The sequence below is a fragment of the Pseudomonas sp. LTR0 genome (assembly GCF_036630035.1).
GTDB lineage: Bacteria > Pseudomonadota > Gammaproteobacteria > Pseudomonadales > Pseudomonadaceae > Aquipseudomonas > Aquipseudomonas putida_Y.
The window spans coordinates 1,771,480-1,790,654 of record NZ_CP123734.1 but is presented as its reverse complement, the minus strand read 5'-3'; the positions used below and the strand labels follow the sequence as shown (position 1 = coordinate 1,790,654).

The following is a 19,175-nucleotide window of genomic DNA, read 5'->3' as shown; positions in this document are numbered from 1 at the left end:
TTCCCCTGTCAAGAGATCAGATTTTCCAGATCTTCGGCTGATAGACGTTTGAGGGCCTCCAAGGATTTAGCCAAGGCATCGTTGACCGCCTGGGTTTGCGGCGGGGCGACTGCGATCTCGGCGCAGTAGGCTTGCAGGTCGTGGGTGGTGAACAGCGCCTTGACCGCGGTTTCCAGCTTCAACTGCTCACGCAGGCGCACGGTGACCTGGGTGGCCAGCAGCGAATGCCCGCCGAGGTCGAAGAAGTTGTCGGCAAGGCCGACCTGATCGACGTGCAGCACCTCCTGCCAGATCTGCGCCACTTGCTGCTGCAGCTCGCTCTGCGGTGCCAGGTAGGCCACCCGGGCGACACTCAGGTCGGGGGCAGGCAGGCGGTTGCGGTCAAGCTTGCCATTGGGGGTATGGGGAAAGGTTGCGACGAACGTCGTCCAGGTCGGCACCATGTACTCCGGCAACGCGCTGCGCAGTTGCCGCTTCAGCGCCTCGCCCAGTGCCTCGCGCGCCTGCGCATCGTCGACCACGGCCACGTCCTGCGGCACCAGGTAAGCCACCAGCTGCTGGCCCCCAGGCCCCGGCCGGGCGACCACCGCCGCTTCGCGAATGGCGGGATGACGCGCCAGTTGTGCCTCGATTTCACCGAGTTCAATACGATAGCCACGAATCTTCACCTGCTGGTCGATTCGCCCGAGGTACTCCACCACACCATCGGCCCGATAGCGTGCCAGGTCGCCGGTACGGTACAGCCGCTCACCGTTCTCGGCGAACGGGTCGGGGACGAAACGCTCGGCGGTCAGCCCAGGCCGCTGGTAATACCCGCGCGCCAGCCCCGCCCCGCCAATCAGCAGCTCGCCGGCAACGCCAACGGGTACCGGCGCCAGGTCCTCACCCAGCAGGTAGAGCCGGGTATTGTCCAACGGCCTGCCGAGCAACGCCTGCGGCCTGGCGGGCTGCAAGCGATGCAGCGCTGACCAGATGGTGGTTTCGGTCGGCCCGTACAGGTTCCACAACGGCCCGCCCAGGGCCAGCAGCCGCTGCGCCAGGTCATCGCTCAGCGCTTCACCGCCACATAACTTCGTGCAGCCCGCCAGCACCTCACCGCGGCCGCTGTCTAGCAGCATGCGCCAGGTCGAAGGGGTGGCCTGCAACACGGTCACCGCCTGCCGCGCGACCAGCTCCAGTACCCGCTGCGGGTCCTGTGCGGTATCCGGACCGGCCAGGACCACGCAGGCACCCTGCACCAGCGGCAGGTACACCTCCAGCCCGAAGATATCGAACGAGAACGTGGTCAACGACAACAGGCGATCGCCGGTAGCCAGCCCCGGCGCCTTGGCCATGCTGGCGATGAAGTTGACCAGGGCGCCGTGGGGCACCATCACCCCTTTTGGCCTGCCGGTGGAGCCCGAGGTGTAGATCATGTAGGCAAGGTGCTCGGTCGACAGTTGCGGCTGCGGGTTGTGCACACCGTAGGCTGCCGCGTTGCAGCCACCGCCCAACGGGTGCTCGGGCGCCAGCAACAGGCACTGAACCGAGACCGGTATCGGCAGGCGTGCCTGTAGCGAAGGTTGGGTCAGCAGCAGCCTGATGCCGCTGTCCTCCATCATGTAGGCCAGCCGCTCGTCCGGGTAATGGGGGTCCAGCGGTACATAGGCACCCCCGGCCTTGAGCACGGCCAGCAACGCGACGATCATCTGTGGCGAGCGTTCGAGGGCCACCCCGACTTTGACGTCCGGCCCTACGCCGCCTTCGATCAGGCGCCAGGCCAGGCGGTTGGCGTGTTCGTTGAGCTGCTGGTAGCTCAGTGTCTGGTCTTCGAACTGCACCGCCGGTGCATGCGGCGTGGCATCGGCACGCTGCTCGATCAAGTGCTGAATGCAGGCGTCGGCAACCAGCACCGCCGTGTCATTCCAGGCTTGCCCGATCACGTCCAGCTCGCTGTCGCTGAGCAATGGCAACGCGGCGATTCGCTGGCCCGCGTCGGCCACGATGCCGTCCAGCAATTGCACCCAGTGCCCGGCCATGCGCGCCACGGTCGTGGCATCGAACAGATCGGTGGCGTAGTTCAAAGAAGCGCCGATCTGCCCTGGCGCTTCGAAGGTTTCCAGGGTGAGGTCAAACGGCGCGGTGCGCGTTTCACCAGGCAAAGCCTCGATACGCAGCGCTGTGTCGCTGGCGGCCTGCTGGCCATTGCCCTGGCGCTGGTGGTTGAACATGACCTGGAACAACGGGCTGTGGCTCAGGCTGCGCCCCGGCTGCAAGGCTTCGACCAGTTGTTCGAACGGCAGCTCTTGATGGGCCTGGGCGTCGCTGGCGGCCTGGCGGGCTTGCTGCAACAGCGCGCGGAAGGTCTGCTGCGGCTCGATTTGCGCGCGCAGTACCTGGGTGTTGACGAAAAACCCGATCAACCCTTCGGTTTCTACCCGGTTGCGGTTGGCGATAGGCACACCGACGCGAATGTCCTGCTGCCCGCTGTAGCGCTGCAGCAAGGCCTGGAACGAGGCCAGCAACAGCACGAACAAGGTCACCCCTTCGTGGCGGGCCAGGTCTTGCAGGCGTTGGCACAGTTCGGCCGGCAAGCTGAAGTCGTGCCGTGCGCCGCGGTAGCTCATCAGCCCCGGGCGGGGCCGATCGGTCGGCAGTTCCAGCACCGGCTGCTGGCCACCCAACTGCGCTTGCCAATAGGCCAGCTGCCGCTCGCGCTCACCGGCCTCCATCCAGCGCCGTTGCCAGATGGCATAGTCGGCGTACTGGATGGGCAGCGGCCGAACAGCCACGGCATGCCCTCGGCAACAGGCGCTGTAACCCTGCAGCAGTTCGTCGACCATGACCTTCAGCGACCAGCCGTCAGCGGCGATGTGGTGCACCACCAGGCTGAGCACATGGTCCTCGGCCGCCAGGCGCAGCAACGCCACGCGCAACACGGGGCCGTGTTGCAGGTCGAACGGCTGCTCACGGTGGGCTTCGACGAAGGCCTGAATCTGCGCCTGCTCATCGCCCACACCGCGCTCACGGCATTCGATCGCTACCGTCAGCTGTGGGGCGATTTGCTGGCGCGGGCCACCGTCGCGGCTGTCATGGGTGAACGTGGTGCGCAAGCTCTCGTGCCGCGCCAGCAGCGCATCGAAACTGCCTTGCAAGGCCAGCAGGTTCAGCGGGCCATGCAGGCGCAGGCTGACCCCGATGTTGTAGGCAGTGCCCTGAGGCTCCATCTGCCACAGGAACCATTGGCGCTCCTGGGCAAACGACAACGGCACCACGGTGGTGTCGTCGCGCACCAGCGGAATGGGCAGGTTGGCCGGGGACACGCCTTCTTCAAGCATTTTCTGCAGGTATTGGCGACGCTTTTCCAGCGGCAGATTGATGAAGCGCTGGGCAATTTTCGTGGCGACTGCGGTGTCCATCACACCTCCTCCATTTCGTCCAGCAGAGCCGACAGCTTGCTGAGTGTTTGTGTGTCCGCCGGCGCAGATGCCTGGGCCAGCTGTTCGGCGAAGCTCGCCAGGGTCGGGTGCTGGAAAATCAGTTGCGGGGTCAGGCTCAGGCCGAGTTCCAGTTGCACCCGCGAAACCACGCTGACGGCCAGCAGCGAGTGGCCGCCCAGTTCGAAGAAGTGGTCGTCCAGGCCCACTTGCTCAAGCTTGAGCACGTCCTGCCAGATGGCTGCCAGCTGCTGTTCAAGCTCGCTACGCGGGGCGCGATAACCTTGCTGCAACAGGCTGGCATCGGCCTTGGGCAGGGCCTTGCGGTCGAGCTTGCCGTTGCCTGTCAGCGGCCACCGGTCGAGCAGCAACAGGTGCGCCGGGACCATGTAGTCCGGCAGCGCCTCCTTCAGCTGTTCGCGCAGCTGCGCGCGCAGCCCGGCCTGCTGCTCCAGCGCTACCTCGGCAGCGGGTATCAGGTAGGCCACCAGCTGCTGGCCGGTCGCGCCTTCCTGGGCCAGCACCAGGGCCTCGCGCACCTGTGGCTGCGCCTGCAGGCGGGCTTCGATCTCACCCAGCTCGATGCGGAAGCCGCGGATCTTCACCTGGTGGTCGATGCGCCCGGCGTATTCGATCACCCCGTCGGCGTGGTAGCGCGCCAGGTCACCGGTGCGGTACAGGCGCCCGCCAGGGGCACCGAACGGGTCCGGCACGAAGCGCGTGGCGCTCAGGTCGCTGCGCTTGAGGTAGCCGCGCGCCAGGCCGGCGCGGCCCACGTACAGCTCGCCGATGCAGCCTTTGGCTACCGGGTTCAGGTCGCCGTCGAGCACATACCAGGACAGGTCGGGGATCGGCACGCCCATCGGGCTGCTGGCCGCCTTGCCCAGGTCGGCCCGCGACAGCGGCCGGTAGCTGACATGCACGGTGGTTTCGGTGATGCCGTACATGTTCACCAGCTGCGGCTGGCGGTCGCCGAAGCGTTCGAACCACGGTGCCAGGCTGTTGACGTCCAGCGCCTCGCCCCCGAACACCACGCTGCGCAGTGCCAGCGGCCGCTGCGGCTCGGCCGTGGTGGCCACCGCCATCAGTTGCTTGAACGCCGACGGGGTCTGGTTCAGCACCGTGACCTGTTCATCGGCCAGCAACTGGTAGAAGGCCTCGGGCGAGCGGCTGGTGTGCTGCGGCACGATCACCAGGCGCCCGCCATGCAGCAGGGCGCCGAAGATTTCCCACACCGAGAAGTCGAAGGCATAGGAGTGGAACAGGCTCCACACGTCGTCGCTGGCGAAGCGGAAGTCGGCGTCGGTGGCCGTGAACAGGCGCAGCACGTTGCGCTGCGGCAGCAGTACGCCCTTGGGGTTGCCGGTGGAACCGGAGGTGTAGATCACGTAGGCGAGGTTGTCCGGGCTGACCGTGACCGGTGAGCAGGCCAGCGGGTCGGCCTGGCTGCAGTCATCGTTGCTTTCCAGGCTGAGCACGCGCACGCCTGCCGGCACTGGCAGGCTGGCCAGCACCTGGGGCTGGGCCAGCAGGCGCTGCAGGCCGCTGTCTTCGATCATGTAGGCCAAACGGTCGGCCGGGTAGGCCGGGTCCAGCGGCACGTAGGCACCGCCGGCCTTGAGGATGGCGAAGATGCCGACGACCATGTCCAGCGAGCGCTCGGCAGCCAGGCCGACCAGCACGTCGGGCCCGACCCCGTCGTCGACCAGGCGCCGGGCCAGGGCGTTGGCGCGCTGGTTGAGCTGGGCATAGCTCAGGGCCTGGCCTTCGCAGGTGACGGCGATGGCATCGGGGGTGCGCTGCACTTGGGCCTCGATGCGGCTGTGCAGGGCCTGATCGGCCGGGTGCTCGGCGGGGGCCGGGTTCCACTGGGCGAAGGTGGCCTGCTGCTGTTGCGCATCGAGCAGCGTCAGGCTGCCCAGCGCCTGGTGCGCCGAGGCCTCGACAATCTGCTCCAGCAACTGTCGCAGGTGCCCAGCCAGTTGCTCGACCTGCACGACAGCGAAGCAGCCACGGTCGTAGCCGAAGGTCACCGACAGCGTCTCGCCCTGGTTGACCGCCAGGGTCAATGGGTAGTTGGCCTGCTCATGGTTGTGCACCGCATCGAAACGCAGTCCCTCGGGTGCCGTTTGCTGGAGGATCTCCGAGACCGGGTAGTTCTCGAACACCATGATGCTGTCGAACAGCCCCTCGCCGCCGTGACCGGCCCAGCGCTGGATCTCGAACAACGGCGTGTGTTCGTGTTCACGCAATTGCAGGTTGAGGCTTTGCAACGCTTGCAGCCATTGCACCACGGGTTGTTCCGGGCGCGGGCTGGCAACCACCGGCAAGGTGTTGATGAACAGCCCGATGTGCGCTTCGACGCCGCGCAGCTCGGCAGGGCGGCCCGCTACGGTGACACCGAATGCGACCGCCGCCTGCCCGGTATAACGCTGCAACAGCAACAACCAGGCCCCTTGCATCAAGGTGTTGAGGGTGACCTTGTGCTGCCGGGCAAAATCGCTGAGCTGGCGGGTTTGCTGGCGATCACGCAGCAAGACAACCTGCCCCTGCCCGGCCACGTCGGCTTCGGCCAATGGCTGGCCGGTCGCCAGGCTGCGGCTGAGCAGTGTGGGCTGTTCCAGGTCCGCCAGGCGGGCTTTCCAGAACTGCTCGCTGGCCTGCGCATCCTGGCGCTGCAACCAGCCGATGTAATCGCGGTAGCGCCCTGCCGGCGCCGCTGGGCGAGGCTCGCCGCGGGCCTGGGCACCGTATTGTTCGAGTACCTCCCCCAGCAGCTGCGAATAGCTCCAACCGTCCATGAGGATGTGATGGTTGGTATCGATCAGGTGGTAGCGATCGTCGTCAATGCGGATGACCTGGATGCGCTGCAGCGGCGCTTTACCCAGGTCGAACCCGCGCAGGCGTTCGGCGTTGGCCAGCTGGTCGAGCGCGATAGTCAGCTCCCGCCGCTCGCGCCAGTCCTGGTACACCAGCGCCACGGCCAAGTGCTTGTGGATCACCTGCAACGGTTGCTGCTGGCCCTGCCACAGCACACTGGCGCGCAGCACCTCGTGGCGGTCGTAGACTGCCTGCCAGGCGGCCCGCAGGCGTTCGGCATCCAGCCCCTGCACATCGGCACGCATCTGGTTGATGTAGTCACCGCTGCCTTGCTCGTACAGCGAGTGGAACAGCATGCCTTGCTGCATCGGCGACAGCGCGTAGATATCTTCGACTTGCGCCGCCGGTACCGGCAACGCATCGAGCTGGGTCTGGCTGAGGCCCGCCAGCGGGAAGTCCGAAGGTGTCATGCCCTGTTCACCGGCCTCGTTGGCCTGCAGGCAATGCTCGACCAGGCTGCGCAGCTCGCGCCCGTAATCGTCCGCCAGGTGTTGCACGGTCTGTTCATCGAACAGGTCGAGGCTGAACGTCCAGCCCATGCGCAGCTCGCCGCCATAGACCTGGCCATTGAGGCTGAGCCAGTTTTCCAGCGGCGCGTCAGCGCTCTGTTCGGCGCCGACGCCCAGCCGGGAAGGTTGCAGCAAGGCATCGCCGGCGCCATCGAAGCTGGCGTCGAACTGCCCCAGGTAGTTGAAGGTGATACGTGGTGTTGCCAGGCCTTGCAGGGCCTGACGCTGCTCGTCACTGCCAAGGTAACGCAGCACACCGTAACCCAGGCCTTTGTTGGGGATGGCGCGCAACTGCTCCTTGACCTGCTTGATCGACGCGCCCAGCTCGCCCTCGACGCGCAGGCACACCGGATACAGGCTGGTGAACCAGCCGACGGTTCGGCTGAGGTCAAGGTCGGCGGACAGTTCTTCGCGGCCATGCCCTTCCAGCTGAATCAGCGGCGCGGCCTGGCCGCTCCAGCGTCCCACCACTCGCGCCAGCGCAGTCAGCAGCAAGTCGTTGACCTGAGTACGATAGGTGGCGGGAGCCTCTTGCAGAAGCTGCCGGGTCACTTCGCGATCAAGTTGCGTGCTGACCGTACGCGCACGTCGGCGTTGTTGCCCGGCGCCCGGGTGGTCGCAGGGCAGCTCGGCGTGGTCGTGTTGCAACTGCGCCTGCCAGTACGCCAGCTCGCTGCCAAGCCCTTCGCTGCCGGCATAGGCTTGCAACTGCCCGGCCCAGTCCCTGAGCGAACTGGTCTTGGCCGGCAGCACCACCGCTTGGCCGGCCACGCATTGACGATAAGCACGCTGCAGGTCTTCCAGCAGGATTCGCCAGGACACCCCGTCGACCAACAGGTGATGGATCACCAGCAACAAGCGCTGGCACTCGCCCGGCTGCGTTACCAGCACCGCACGCACCAGGTCGCCATTGCCCAGGCACAGGCTGGCCTGGGCCTGGTCGCACAGTGCCTCCAGCGCCTGCGCATCGGCACAGTCACGCTGCCACAACAGCGCGTGGCGCACGTGCGCTTCGCCGAAGCTGGCGCGCCAGCCCTGTTCGCTTTCGTCGAACTTCAGGCGCAAGCCGTCGTGGTGCACCACCAACTGGTGCAGGGCGTGTTCCAGCCGGTCGACATCCAGCGGCTGCAAGGTGTCCAGCAGCACCGACTGGTTCCAGTGATGGCGTTCGGGAATAGCCAGCGCGAAGAATTCGGCCTGGGCCGGCAGCAGGTGCAGCTCACCGCTGACCGGGCCCTGGTCGATCTGCTGCTGAGCGGCACCCAGCCGAGCGACACGCGCCAGGCCCTGCACCGTCTGCTGCTCGAAAACATCCTTGGGGCTGAAGGCGATGCCGGCCTGGCGGGCGCGCCCGACCACCTGGATGGAAACGATCGAATCGCCACCCAGTTCGAAGAAGTTGTCTTCCAGCCCCACCTGCTCAAGCTTGAGCACGTCCTGCCAGATCGCGGCCAGCTGCTGCTCCAGTTCACTGCGCGGGGCAACATAGGCCTGGCGTGCCTGACTCATGTCCGGCAGCGGCAGCGCCTTGCGGTCTACCTTGCCGTTCGGCGTCAACGGCAGGCGCGCCATCAGCACCCAGTGCACGGGTACCATGTAGTCGGGCAGACGGGCTTTCAGGCTGGCTTTGAGCTGTTGCTTGAGCGCGTCGGCAGCCACCGCGTCTTCAGCCACGCAATAGGCCACCAACTGCGGCCCGTTGGCGCCAGGCTGAGCCATCACCACCGCCTCGCGTACCTGATCGCTGTCGAGCAACGCGGCTTCGATTTCGCCCAGCTCGATACGGAAACCGCGGATCTTGACCTGGTGATCGACCCGGCCGACGTACTCCAGCACGCCGTCGGCACGGCGCCGGGCCAGGTCGCCAGTGCGGTACAGGCGCTCGCCGGGCGCCCCGCAAGGGTGCGGAATAAAGGCCTGGGCGGTACGCAGTGGGTCGCCGACATAGCCACGGCCCACGCCGGTTCCTGCCACGCACAGCTCTCCGGTGACGCCCAGCGGCGCCAGCTCCAATGCGGCGTCCAGCACATACAGGCGGTTGTTGTCGGTGGGGCTGCCAATGGGCAGGTACACGCCTTGCGTGCTCGCCAGGTCGACGCGGAAGAACGCCACGTCATCGGAACATTCAGCCGGACCATAGGCATTGACCAGCCCGACATCGGGATAGCGCTGCAACCATTGACGTGCGGTTTCCGGCGCCAGCGCTTCGCCGGTGGGCAGCATCCAGCGCAGCGATGGCACCGCAATGGCCGGGGTCTGGAACATACCCTGGATCAACGACGGCACGCTCTCGAGCACACTGATGCGCTGCTCGCGCACCTGCTGCAGCAGTGCTTCGGGATCATGCGCCAGTTCGTTCGGCACAATCTGCACACAGCCGCCAAACAGTGGCGCTGCAAGGAACTGCCACACGGAGATGTCGAAGCTCTGCGACGCAGTCTGGGCGATCACGTCGTCCGGCCCCAGGCCCAGGTAAGGCACCTTGCTCAGCTGGTTGTTGAGCATGCCCGCCTGCTCGACCATCACCCCTTTGGGCTGCCCGGTCGAACCCGAGGTGTAGATCACGTACGCCAGGTGCTGCGGGCCACTGTAGCGCTGCGGGTCGTGCTCGGCGCTGTCCGGCCGGTCGAGGGTTTCCAGCACCAGCAGCTGCGGCCGCCGTGCCTCGTCCAGTGCGTCCAGCAAGGCCTCGGCCTGCGCCTGGCACGCCTCGGTGCAGAGCAACACCGGGGTGCGGCTCAAGGCGACGATATGGCTCAGGCGTTGTTGTGGCAGGCCAGGGTCCAGTGGCAGGTAGCCGGCGGCGGCCTTGAAGGTGCCCACCATCATGCCCAGCAGCTCAAGGCTGCGCTGCGCCAGCAAGGCCACTGGCTGGTCAGGCCCGACCCCCAGGGCAATCAGCCCATGGGCCACACGGTTGGCACGGCGGTTGAGCTCGCTGTAGCTGTACTGCCGGTCGCCGCAGCGCGCCACGACCGCGTGCGGGGTACGGGCCACCTGCGCTTCGAACAGCCCGGCATAACTGTGCTGCAGCGGGTAATCGGCAGCCGTCTGGTTGACGTGCTGCAACAGCCCTTCGCGGGTGGCAGGGGCTACCAGGCAGAACGCGCCCAGGCAGCTGTCCAGCGGCAAGCTCAGGCACTGCTGCAGCACATGCTGGAAGTTGTCGGCCAGCGCAGCCAGCGCCGGGCGCTGCAGATGCTCCAGCGCATGGCTGTAGTGCAACTGCAAGGTCTGCCCTTGGCTGATCGACAGGGTCAGCGGGTAATGTGTCTGTTCGCGGCTGTAGACCTCGCCGAAGCTCAAGCCTGCCGGGACACCCTGCTGCAGCGCTTCGGAAACGGGGTAGTTCTCGAAGACCAGGATGTTGTCGAACAAGGCCTCGCCGCCCTGCCCGCTCCAGCGCTGGATGTCGAACAGCGGGGTGTGTTCGAACTCGCGCATGGCAACGTTCTGCGCCTGCAGTTGCTGCAGGAATTGCGCGAACGGCAGTTGCGGGGCCGGGCTGGCAGTGACCGGCAAGGTGTTGATGAACAGGCCCACCTGCTGCTCGATGCCCTTGAGCGCCGCCGGGCGCCCGGCAACCGTGGCCCCGAACGTGACGCTGTCCTGCCCGGTATAGCGTTGCAGCAGCAACAGCCAGGCACCCTGCAGCAAGGTGTTGAGGGTGACCTTGTGTTGGCGCGCCAGTGCCACCAGCTGCCCGGTGGTGGCGGCATCGATCACCTGCACATGCTCGGCGTAGCCCTGCCCGGCTTCGGCCTGGGCTTCGTAGGCAATGGCCTGCGCCAGCCGGGTGGGCCCTTGCAGGTCGCGCAGGCAGTCTTTCCAGAACGCTTCACCGGCAGCGGCGTCCTGCCGGCCCAGCCAGCCGATGTAATCGCTGTAACGGCTGGTGACCGGTGGCAATGCCGAGAGCTGACCGTCGCCCAGCAGGGCGTACTGGTGCAGCACTTCGCCCAACAGCTGGGAGTTGCTCCAGCCATCCATGAGGATGTGATGGCTGGTATAGAGCAAGTGCTGTCGGGCCGGACCAGTGCGCACCAGCGCCAGGCGCAGCAATGGCGCCTGGCTGAGGTCGAAGCCCTGCTGACGCTGGTCGACTGCCAGTTGCTCGAGGGCAGCCTCAAGGCCTTCGCGCCCCTGCCAGTCGTGCACCACGAACGGCAGTTCAACGTGTTTGCGTACCACCTGCAGAGCCTGCTCGTGCTCCCAGTGGAACTGCGTGCGCAGGATATCGTGGCGCTGCAGCACGGCCTCCCAGGCACGGCGGAAACGCTCGACATCCAGGCCATCGACATCGACGCGCATCTGGTTCACGTAATCCCCCGCCTGCTGCTCGTACAAGGCGTGGAACAGCATGCCCTGCTGCATCGGCGCCAGCGGATAGAGGTCGGCGATCTCGGCCGCCGGCACTGGCAGTTGGTCCAGCTGGGTCTGCGACAGGCGCGCCAGCGGGAAGTCGGACGGCGTTACACCGCACACCCCCGGTGTGCAGCAGTGCTCGATCAACGCCTGCAACTCGCGGGTGTAATCGGCGGCCAGACGCTCAAGGGTGGCGCTATCGAACAACTCGCGACTGAACGTCCAGCCCAGGCTCAGCTCACCGCCGTACACCTGGCCATTGAGGCTCAACAGGTTGCCCAGCGGCGCCTGCGCGTCGTGATCGGCGCCCTTGTCTTCCTTGGCCGGCACGAACAGCGCTTCGGCCTGATCGAAGCTGCCATCGAACTGGCCCAGGTAGTTGAAGGTGATTTCCGGCAGCGGTGCATGGCCCAACTGCTGGCGCGCCTCGGCGCTGCCCCATTGGCCCAGCACCCCGAAACCGATGCCATTGTCGGGAATGCTGTGCAGGTGCTGCTTGACCTGCTTCAAGGTGTGGGAACGCTCGCTGGGCACCGCCAGCTTCAGCGGGAACACCGTGGTGAACCAGCCGAGCGTGCGGCTGAGGTCCAGGTCGTCGAACAGTGCTTCACGGCCATGACCTTCAAGCAGCACCGACACTTCGTCGCGCCCGGTCCAGCCTGCAATCACCCGCACCAGGGCTGCAAGCAGCAGGTCGTTGACACGTGTGCGGTAGGCTGCCGGCGCCTCGCGCAGCAGCCGCTCGGTCCATGCGCGGTCCAGGCGGCTGTAAACCGTGTGGGCGTGGCACTGCTGATTGGCTGCGGCCAGGTCGCTGACCTGCCGACGTGGCAGTGCGGCGCGCCCCTGCAACTGCTCGCACCAGTAGCCAAGCTGGCCCTGCATGTACGCTGCATGCCCCTGCAAGCGCTTGGCCCATGCCTGCATGGAATGGCTCTTGGCGGGCAGGTTCGGCTGGTTACCCGCAAGCACGGCAGCGTAGGCCTGTTGCAGGTCCTCCAGCAGGATGCGCCATGACACCCCATCCACCACGAGGTGATGAACGACCAACAGCAACCGCTGGCTGCCGTCCGCCAGCGTTGCGAGCAGCGCGCGCAGCAATGGCCCGTTTTCCAGGTCAAGGCTGCGCTGTGCTTGCTCGAGCAACGTATGCAGCCCCCCTTCATCATCCACCGCGGCCTGCCACAGCAGTGCCGCCTGGGCGCACTGTGCGGGGCTGCGGTAGTGCGCCTTCCAGCCGTCATCGGCGGCTGCAAAACTCAGGCGTAAGACGTCATGGTGATCGACCATAGTTTGCAGCGCCTGTTCCAGGCTTGCGGCACTCAAGGGCTGCCGTGGCTCAAGCAGTACCGACTGGTTCCAGTGGTGACGTGCCGGAATCGCCTGGGCAAAGAACAGCTGGTGTACAGGTAGCAGCTCCTGCTCGCCGCTGAGCGGCCCCTGGTCGGCCTGCGCTTCGCATGCACCGACTTGGGCAACGCTGGCCAGTGCGGCCACGGTCTGATGCTCGAACAGATCACGGGCACTGAACAGCAGGCCGTCCTGACGCGCCCGACTGACCAGCTGGATCGAGATGATCGAGTCGCCCCCAAGCTCGAAGAAGTTGTCACTCACGCCCACCTGCGGGAGCTTCAGCACGCGCTGCCACAACGCGGCAAGACGCTGCTCCAGGGCATTGCGTGGCGCCACGTAGGCCTGCTGCAGGGCGCTGAAGTCTGGTGCCGGCAGTGCTTTGCGGTCGAGCTTGCCATTGGGCAGCAACGGCAGTTGCTCAAGCACCAGCCAGTGGGTCGGCAGCATGTAGTCCGGCAGGCTCTGGCGCAGCGCCGCCTTCAGCTGCTCGCGCTGCTCGGCCGGCCCGTGTGCGGCAATGCTATCGGCCAGCACCAGGTAAGCCGCCAGCTGCTTGCCGCTTGGGCCGTCCACGGCCACCACCACGGCCTCGCGCACCTCAGCGCAGGCCAGCAGGCACGCCTCGATTTCGCCCAGCTCGACACGGAAGCCGCGGATTTTTACCTGGTTATCGATTCGTCCCAGGTAATCGAACTGCCCGTCGGCGCGCAGGCGAACCTGGTCACCGGTGCGGTACAGGCGCGCACCCTCGGTGCCAAACGGGTCGGGCACGAAGCGCTCGGCCGTCAGCCCCGGGCGCCCCAGGTAGCCGCGGGCCAGGCCGGCACCGCCCAGGTACAGCTGCCCGGCCACGCCTGCTGGCAGCAGGCCCAGGGCGGCGTCCAGCACACACGCACTGCGCTCGCCGACAGGCTGGCCGATCGGTGCATAGGCGCTGTCGCAATGATCCCCGGCGCGGGTACGCCAGACCATCGGCGTGACCACGGTCTCGGTGGGGCCATACCCATTGATCATCACCTGGGGTTGCAGGCTTTGCTGCACCCGCTCGTAAGTCGCCCGCGGCATGGCATCGCCGCCAAAGCTGTAAAGACGAACCGGCGGAGGGTTACCGGCATGCGCCGCATGCTCGGCCAGCTGTTGCAGGTAGGCCGGCGGGAATCCGGCCATGGTCACCCCATGCCGGCGTATCTCCTCGTAGGTGCGCTCGGGGCTCCACAGCTCATCGTCGCGCAGCAGCAGGCTGCCACCCATGACCAGCGAGGTCAGCCAGCGTTCATGGGCACCGTCGAAGGCAAACGACAGGAAATGCAGCTCACGGTCCGCCGGGGTCATTTCGTACCATTGGCCAGTGGCCAGGCAGTGCATGGCCAGCGGCCCGTGTGCAACCGCAACGCCTTTGGGCTGGCCGGTAGAACCCGAGGTGTAGATCACGTAGGCCAGGTTTTGTGGGCTCAATGCCACGGTGGGCGCCTGTTCGGCGCCCGGCTGCTCACCCAGTTGGTCGAGCAGCAGCGTACGAATGCCGGCCTGCACGTCCAGGCCCGGCAGCACCCGGCTGTGACTGAGCAACAGGTCGATGCCGCTGTCCTGCATCATGTAGGCCAGGCGCTCTGTCGGGTACTGAGGATCAAGCGGCAGGAACGCGCCACCGGCCTTGAGAATGCCCAGCAAGCCGACAACCATGTCGAGCGAACGCTCCAGGGCGATGCCCACCAGCACGTCGGGGCCGACACCCAGCGCCCGCAGGCGATGTGCCAACTGGTTGGCCCGGGCCTCGAGCTGGCCGTAGCTCAGTTGCTGGTCGCCGACCAGCAACGCTACCGCTTGCGGTTGGCGCCGGGCCTGTTCGGCAATCAGCTGGTGAACCGCCGCCGGCGCAACCGCGAGCCCCGCCTGTTGCCAGCCCTGCAACAGGGCCGCCTGCTCCTGCGGCGCCAGCAACGGCAGCTCGCCGACAGCCTGGCCTGGGTCGGCGGCCAGGCCGCGCAGCAAATTGCACCAGTGCTCAGCCATGCGTTGCAGGGTAGCGGCTTCGAACAGCTCGGCAGCGTAGAGGAACGACACGTTGATCGCCGCGTCGGTCTCCAACGTTTCCAGGGTCAGGTCGAATTGCGCGGTGCCACCCTGCAGGGTCATTTCCTCGGCATGCAAACCTGCCAGGCTGGTGCTGCCCACCTGCTGGCCGGCAATGCTGAGGTGGTTGTACATCACCTGGAACAGCGGGTTACGGTCCAGCGAGCGTTGCGGGTTCAAGGCTTCTACCAGGCGGTCGAACGGCAGGTCCTGATGCGCCTGCCCGGCCAGTGCCGTAGCCTTGACCTGGCTGAGCAGCGCTGCGCCGCTCATCGCCGGGTCGACTTCGACGCGCATGACCAGGGTATTGACGAAAAAGCCCAGGACGTTTTCCAGCTCTTGCCGGCTGCGGTTGCTCACCGGTATGCCGATGCGCACATCGGGTTGTTCGCAGTAGCGTTGCAACAACAGGGCAAAAGCGCCGAGGAACAGCTGGAACAGGGTCAGCTCATGCTCACGCGCCAACTGCCGCAAGCGCTGCGCCAGTTCGCTGTCCAGGGCGAATGCGACGCGCCCCAGACGGTGGTCTTTCAGCGCGCTGCGCGGGTGGTCGATTGGCAGTTCCAGGATGGGCTGCTCGCTTCCCAGCTGCCCGCGCCAGTAGTCCAGCTGGCGCTGGAGTTCGCCCTGGTCGAGCCAGTTCTTGTGCCAGGCGGCGTAATCGGCGTACTGGATCGGCAGCTTGGCCAATGCCGGCGCCTCGCCCCGGTGCAGGGCCTGGTACAGGGCAACGAACTCACGCACCATCACGCTCATCGAGCCACCATCGGAAATGATGTGGTGCAAGGTGACCACCAGGAACTGGTCCTGCTCGCCCAACTGCAGCACCTTGGCGCGCCACAACGGGCCGGTGCCCAGGTCGAACAGCCGCTGGGTCTCGGCCAGTACCTGAGCCTGTATGTGTGCCAGCTCGGCCGTTGCCGGCAGTCGGTCCCAGGCCAGCGGTAATTCACCCGCAGGCTGAATGCGCTGCAGCAGCACGCCATCGCGCTCGACGAACGTCGTGCGGAAGGCTTCATGGCGTTCGCAGAGGATCGCGAAGGCCTGGGTCAATGCGGCACGATCCAGTTCGCCGCGCAGGCGCACGACCATAGGTGTGTGGTAGGCGGTGCTGCGCGGCTGCATCTGCCAGAACAGCCATTGCCGCTGCTGGGCGTGCGACGCGACCAGGGGCTGGTCACGCGGCACCGCGGCGATCGGATCGACGTGCTGCGCGCCAGCGCCCATTACCTGTTCGGCAAAGCCCTGTAGCGAGTTGCTTTCGAAAAGGCTGCGCAACGGTACGTCACGCCCCAGGATGCGCCGGACCCGGGCGATGATCTGCGTCGCCAGCAGGGAATGCCCACCCAGGGCAAAGAAGTTGTCGTCAAGCCCTACCTGGGCGACGTTCAGCACGTCCTGCCAGATCAGCGCCAGCTGCTGCTGCAAGGTGGTCTGCGGGGCACGGTAGGCCTGTGCCGGGCCTTCGTCAGGCACCGGCAAGGCACGTAAATCGAGCTTGCCGTTGAGTGTCAGTGGCATGCCGGGCAATGCCATGAAGCGGCTCGGCAGCATATAGTCCGGCAACTGCCTGGCCAGCGCCGCTTGTACTTCGGCAAGCACCTGCGGGGCATCAGACTGGCTGTCGGGGACCACGTAGGCCACGATGCGGGCCGCGCTGCCACTGCCGCGGATAACGGCCACGGCGTCGTGCACACCGGGCTGGCGCTTGAGGGTGTCGGTGATTTCACCCAGTTCGATCCGGTAACCGCGAATCTTTACCTGATGGTCGACCCGCCCCAGGTAATCGACCTGGCCGTTCGCCAGCTGCCGCGCCAGATCGCCGGTACGGTACACGCGGGTACCGGCGGCACCGAACGGGTTGGGCACAAAGCGTTCGGCCGTCATCGCCGCGCGGCGGTGATAGCCTCGCGCTACCCCTGCGCCGGCAAGATACAACTCGCCCTGGCAGCCGGTGCTCAGCGGTTGCAGCGAAGCGTCCAGCACATAAGCCTGCATGTTGGCCAACGGCCGCCCAAGCGGCGCACGCCCCGTCGCCGGTGGCGCCTCGACCGCATCAGCGAGCGCGCCCACGGTGGTTTCGGTTGGGCCGTAATGGTTGAACAGCGTGCAGTGCGGGGCCAGCTGCGCCAGTTGTGCCATCAGCCCGGCGGGGCAAGCCTCGCCGCCCAGCACCAGCGCACGCTGTGGCAGTGCCCGGGCCGGGTGCGGGCCATCGAGCAATGCCTGCAGGTGGGAAGGGACAATTTTCAGCACGTCCACGGCGTGTGCGTGCATGTAGGCGGCGAAACGCTCGGCGTCCAGGCTGATGTCCAGGGCAATCACATGCAGGCAGCTGCCGCTGCACAGTGCGCCGAACAGGGTGGTGTGGCCAAGGTCGGCCGCCAGCGTGGAAACCACCGCCATGCTCGCGACCCGGCCCAGCGCCAGGCGCTGCAAGGCCGCCTGCACGTAGTTGGCCAGGGCGCCATGGCTGATGGTGACACCCTTCGAACGCCCGGTAGAGCCCGAGGTATAGATGACATAGGCCAGGTTATCGGCATTCAGCTGTGCAGGCGGAGCCGTCGTACTGAAGCGCGCCAGTTCCTCTGCTGCCTGGTCGAGTACCAGGTAGCGCACTTGTGTGTCCTGCGGTAGACGGGCCAGCAGCGCCTGCTGGGTCAGCAGCAGTTGAACACCGCTGTCGTCGAGCATGTAGGCAAGCCGCTCTTGCGGGTATTCGGGGTCGAACGGCACATAGGCACCGCCGGCCTTGAGGATGGCCAGCAGGCCAACGATCATCTCCACCGACCGTTCGACTGCAATACCCACCAGTACCTCAGGCCCGACGCCCCACTCGATCAGTTGGTGTGCCAGCCGGTTGGCATCGGCATCGAGTTCGGCATAGCTCAGTTGCCGGTCGCCGAACACCAGTGCCGGGGCCTGCGGCTGCTGCGCCACCTGCGCGGCGAACAGCGCAAGTATGCTGTCGACGGCGAACTCGCTGGAGGCCGGTTGGCTGGCCTGCAGCAGCCGCTGCCGCTCGCCGGCACCCAGCAGCTGCAAGTCGCCGATGGCTGCCAGCGGGTCGGCGGCCATGGCCTGCAACAGGTTCAGCCAATGGCTCGCCATACGCTCGATGGTGGCCGGGGCGAACAATTCGCGGGCATAGGTGAAGGCTGCCTGCACCTGGCCGTCGCGCTCCACGGTATCGAGGGTGAGCTCGAACTGGACACTGCGCTCGTGGCGCTCCAGCACGTGCAGCTCAAGGCCTGATTCGCTGCGCAAGGCGCCGATGTCGGCGACGTTCGCCTGATGGTTGTGCAACACCTGGAACAACGGCGTATGGCTGAGGCTGCGCTCGACTTGCAGGCCTTCGACCAAACGCTCGAACGGCAAATCCTGGTGGCTCTGGGCCGCGCGGGTGGTTTCGCGGATATCGGCCAGCAATTGGGCGACGGACATCTGCGGGTCGAGCTCGGTGCGCAACACCTGGGTGTTGACGAATACGCCAATCAGCCCCTCGACTTCTTGGCGATTGCGGTTGGCGACCGGCACTCCGACACGGATGTCCTGCAGGCCACTGTAATGTTGCAAAAGCAGCTTGAAACCGGCCAACAGCACACTGAACAAGGTGACCCCTTGCTGACGCGCCAGGCCCACCAGGCGCTCGCTCAGGCCCTGTGGCACCGCGATGGGCAGGCGCTGGCCCTGGCGGCTGGCATGCAGCGGGCGCGGGTAGTCGGCAGGCAACTGCAATACCGGGTGCTGGTCGCCCAGCTTGGCCTGCCAGTAAGCCAGCTGTCGCGCCTGCTCCCCGGCCTCCAGCCAACGCCGCTGCCACAGCGCATAGTCACTGTACTGGATCGGCAACTCAGGCAGCACCGGCACCTGCCCGCGAACCAAGGCGTCGTAGCCGTGGACGAATTCCTGGATGAGCACGTTCATCGACCAGCCATCGGCGACGATATGGTGCAGGGTCAACAGCAGCACGTGCTCCTGTGCCGCCAGCTTCAACAAGCGTACGCGAAACAGCGGGCCCTGCTGGAGGTCGAAGGGCAAACCGGCTTCGTCCCGGACGGCTTGCGCTACAGCGGCGTCGCGGGCCCCGCCGGCCAGCGCCTGAAGGTCGTGTTCTTCAATGACGATGGCCGCTGGCTGCACCACTTGCACCACTTCGTCACCCTGGGTCTGGAACACAGTACGCAGGGCCTGGTGTCGCTGCAGTACCTGCTCGAACGCGCGCTGTACCGCCGAGGTGTCCAGCGCCCCTTTCAGCACCACCGCACTGGGCAGGTTGTAGGCGGCACCGTGTGGGTCCAGTTGCCACAGAAACCACATGCGCTGCTGGGCATAGGACAGTGCATGGCGATCGTCGACGGCAACGTCCGCAGGGATCGGGAATTGTGAAAAGTCGATACCCTCGCTGGCCAGGGTTTCGAGAAACAGCCGCCGCTTTTCCACCGGCAGCTCAATGAAACGGCGGGCGAGCTTCAGGGACTTCTCAACATTCATCGGGATTCATCCGTGCACATGGGTTTCGAGTAACAACTCGGCTATCCCTACGAAACGGATGGAACACCGGGAAAATTAACCCGTC

The 19,175-nt window shown here is 66.2% G+C and carries 2 protein-coding genes; both read right to left on the bottom strand.

Features of this window, described 5'->3' with window-relative positions; translation table 11 throughout:
• Window positions 1-8: 8 nt before the first annotated feature.
• A complete protein-coding gene (locus QCL51_RS08255; protein WP_338444735.1) occupies window positions 9-3,398 on the bottom strand; it encodes an amino acid adenylation domain-containing protein in 3,390 nt (1,129 codons plus the stop codon).
• Window positions 3,398-19,090 (bottom strand): non-ribosomal peptide synthase/polyketide synthase, encoded by a 15,693-nt coding sequence (locus tag QCL51_RS08250; RefSeq protein ID WP_338444734.1) that lies wholly within the window; start codon window positions 19,088-19,090, stop codon window positions 3,398-3,400. Before QCL51_RS08250 ends, QCL51_RS08255 begins: the two co-directional genes overlap by 1 nt.
• Window positions 19,091-19,175: the final 85 nt, after the last annotated feature.

Excerpts from the sequence above, each read along its gene's own strand:
- QCL51_RS08255 (WP_338444735.1), bottom strand. The coding sequence starts at position 3,398 with ATGGACACCGCAGTCGCCACGAAAATTGCCCAGCGCTTCATCAATCTG.
- QCL51_RS08250 (WP_338444734.1), bottom strand. The coding sequence starts at position 19,090 with ATGAATGTTGAGAAGTCCCTGAAGCTCGCCCGCCGTTTCATTGAGCTG.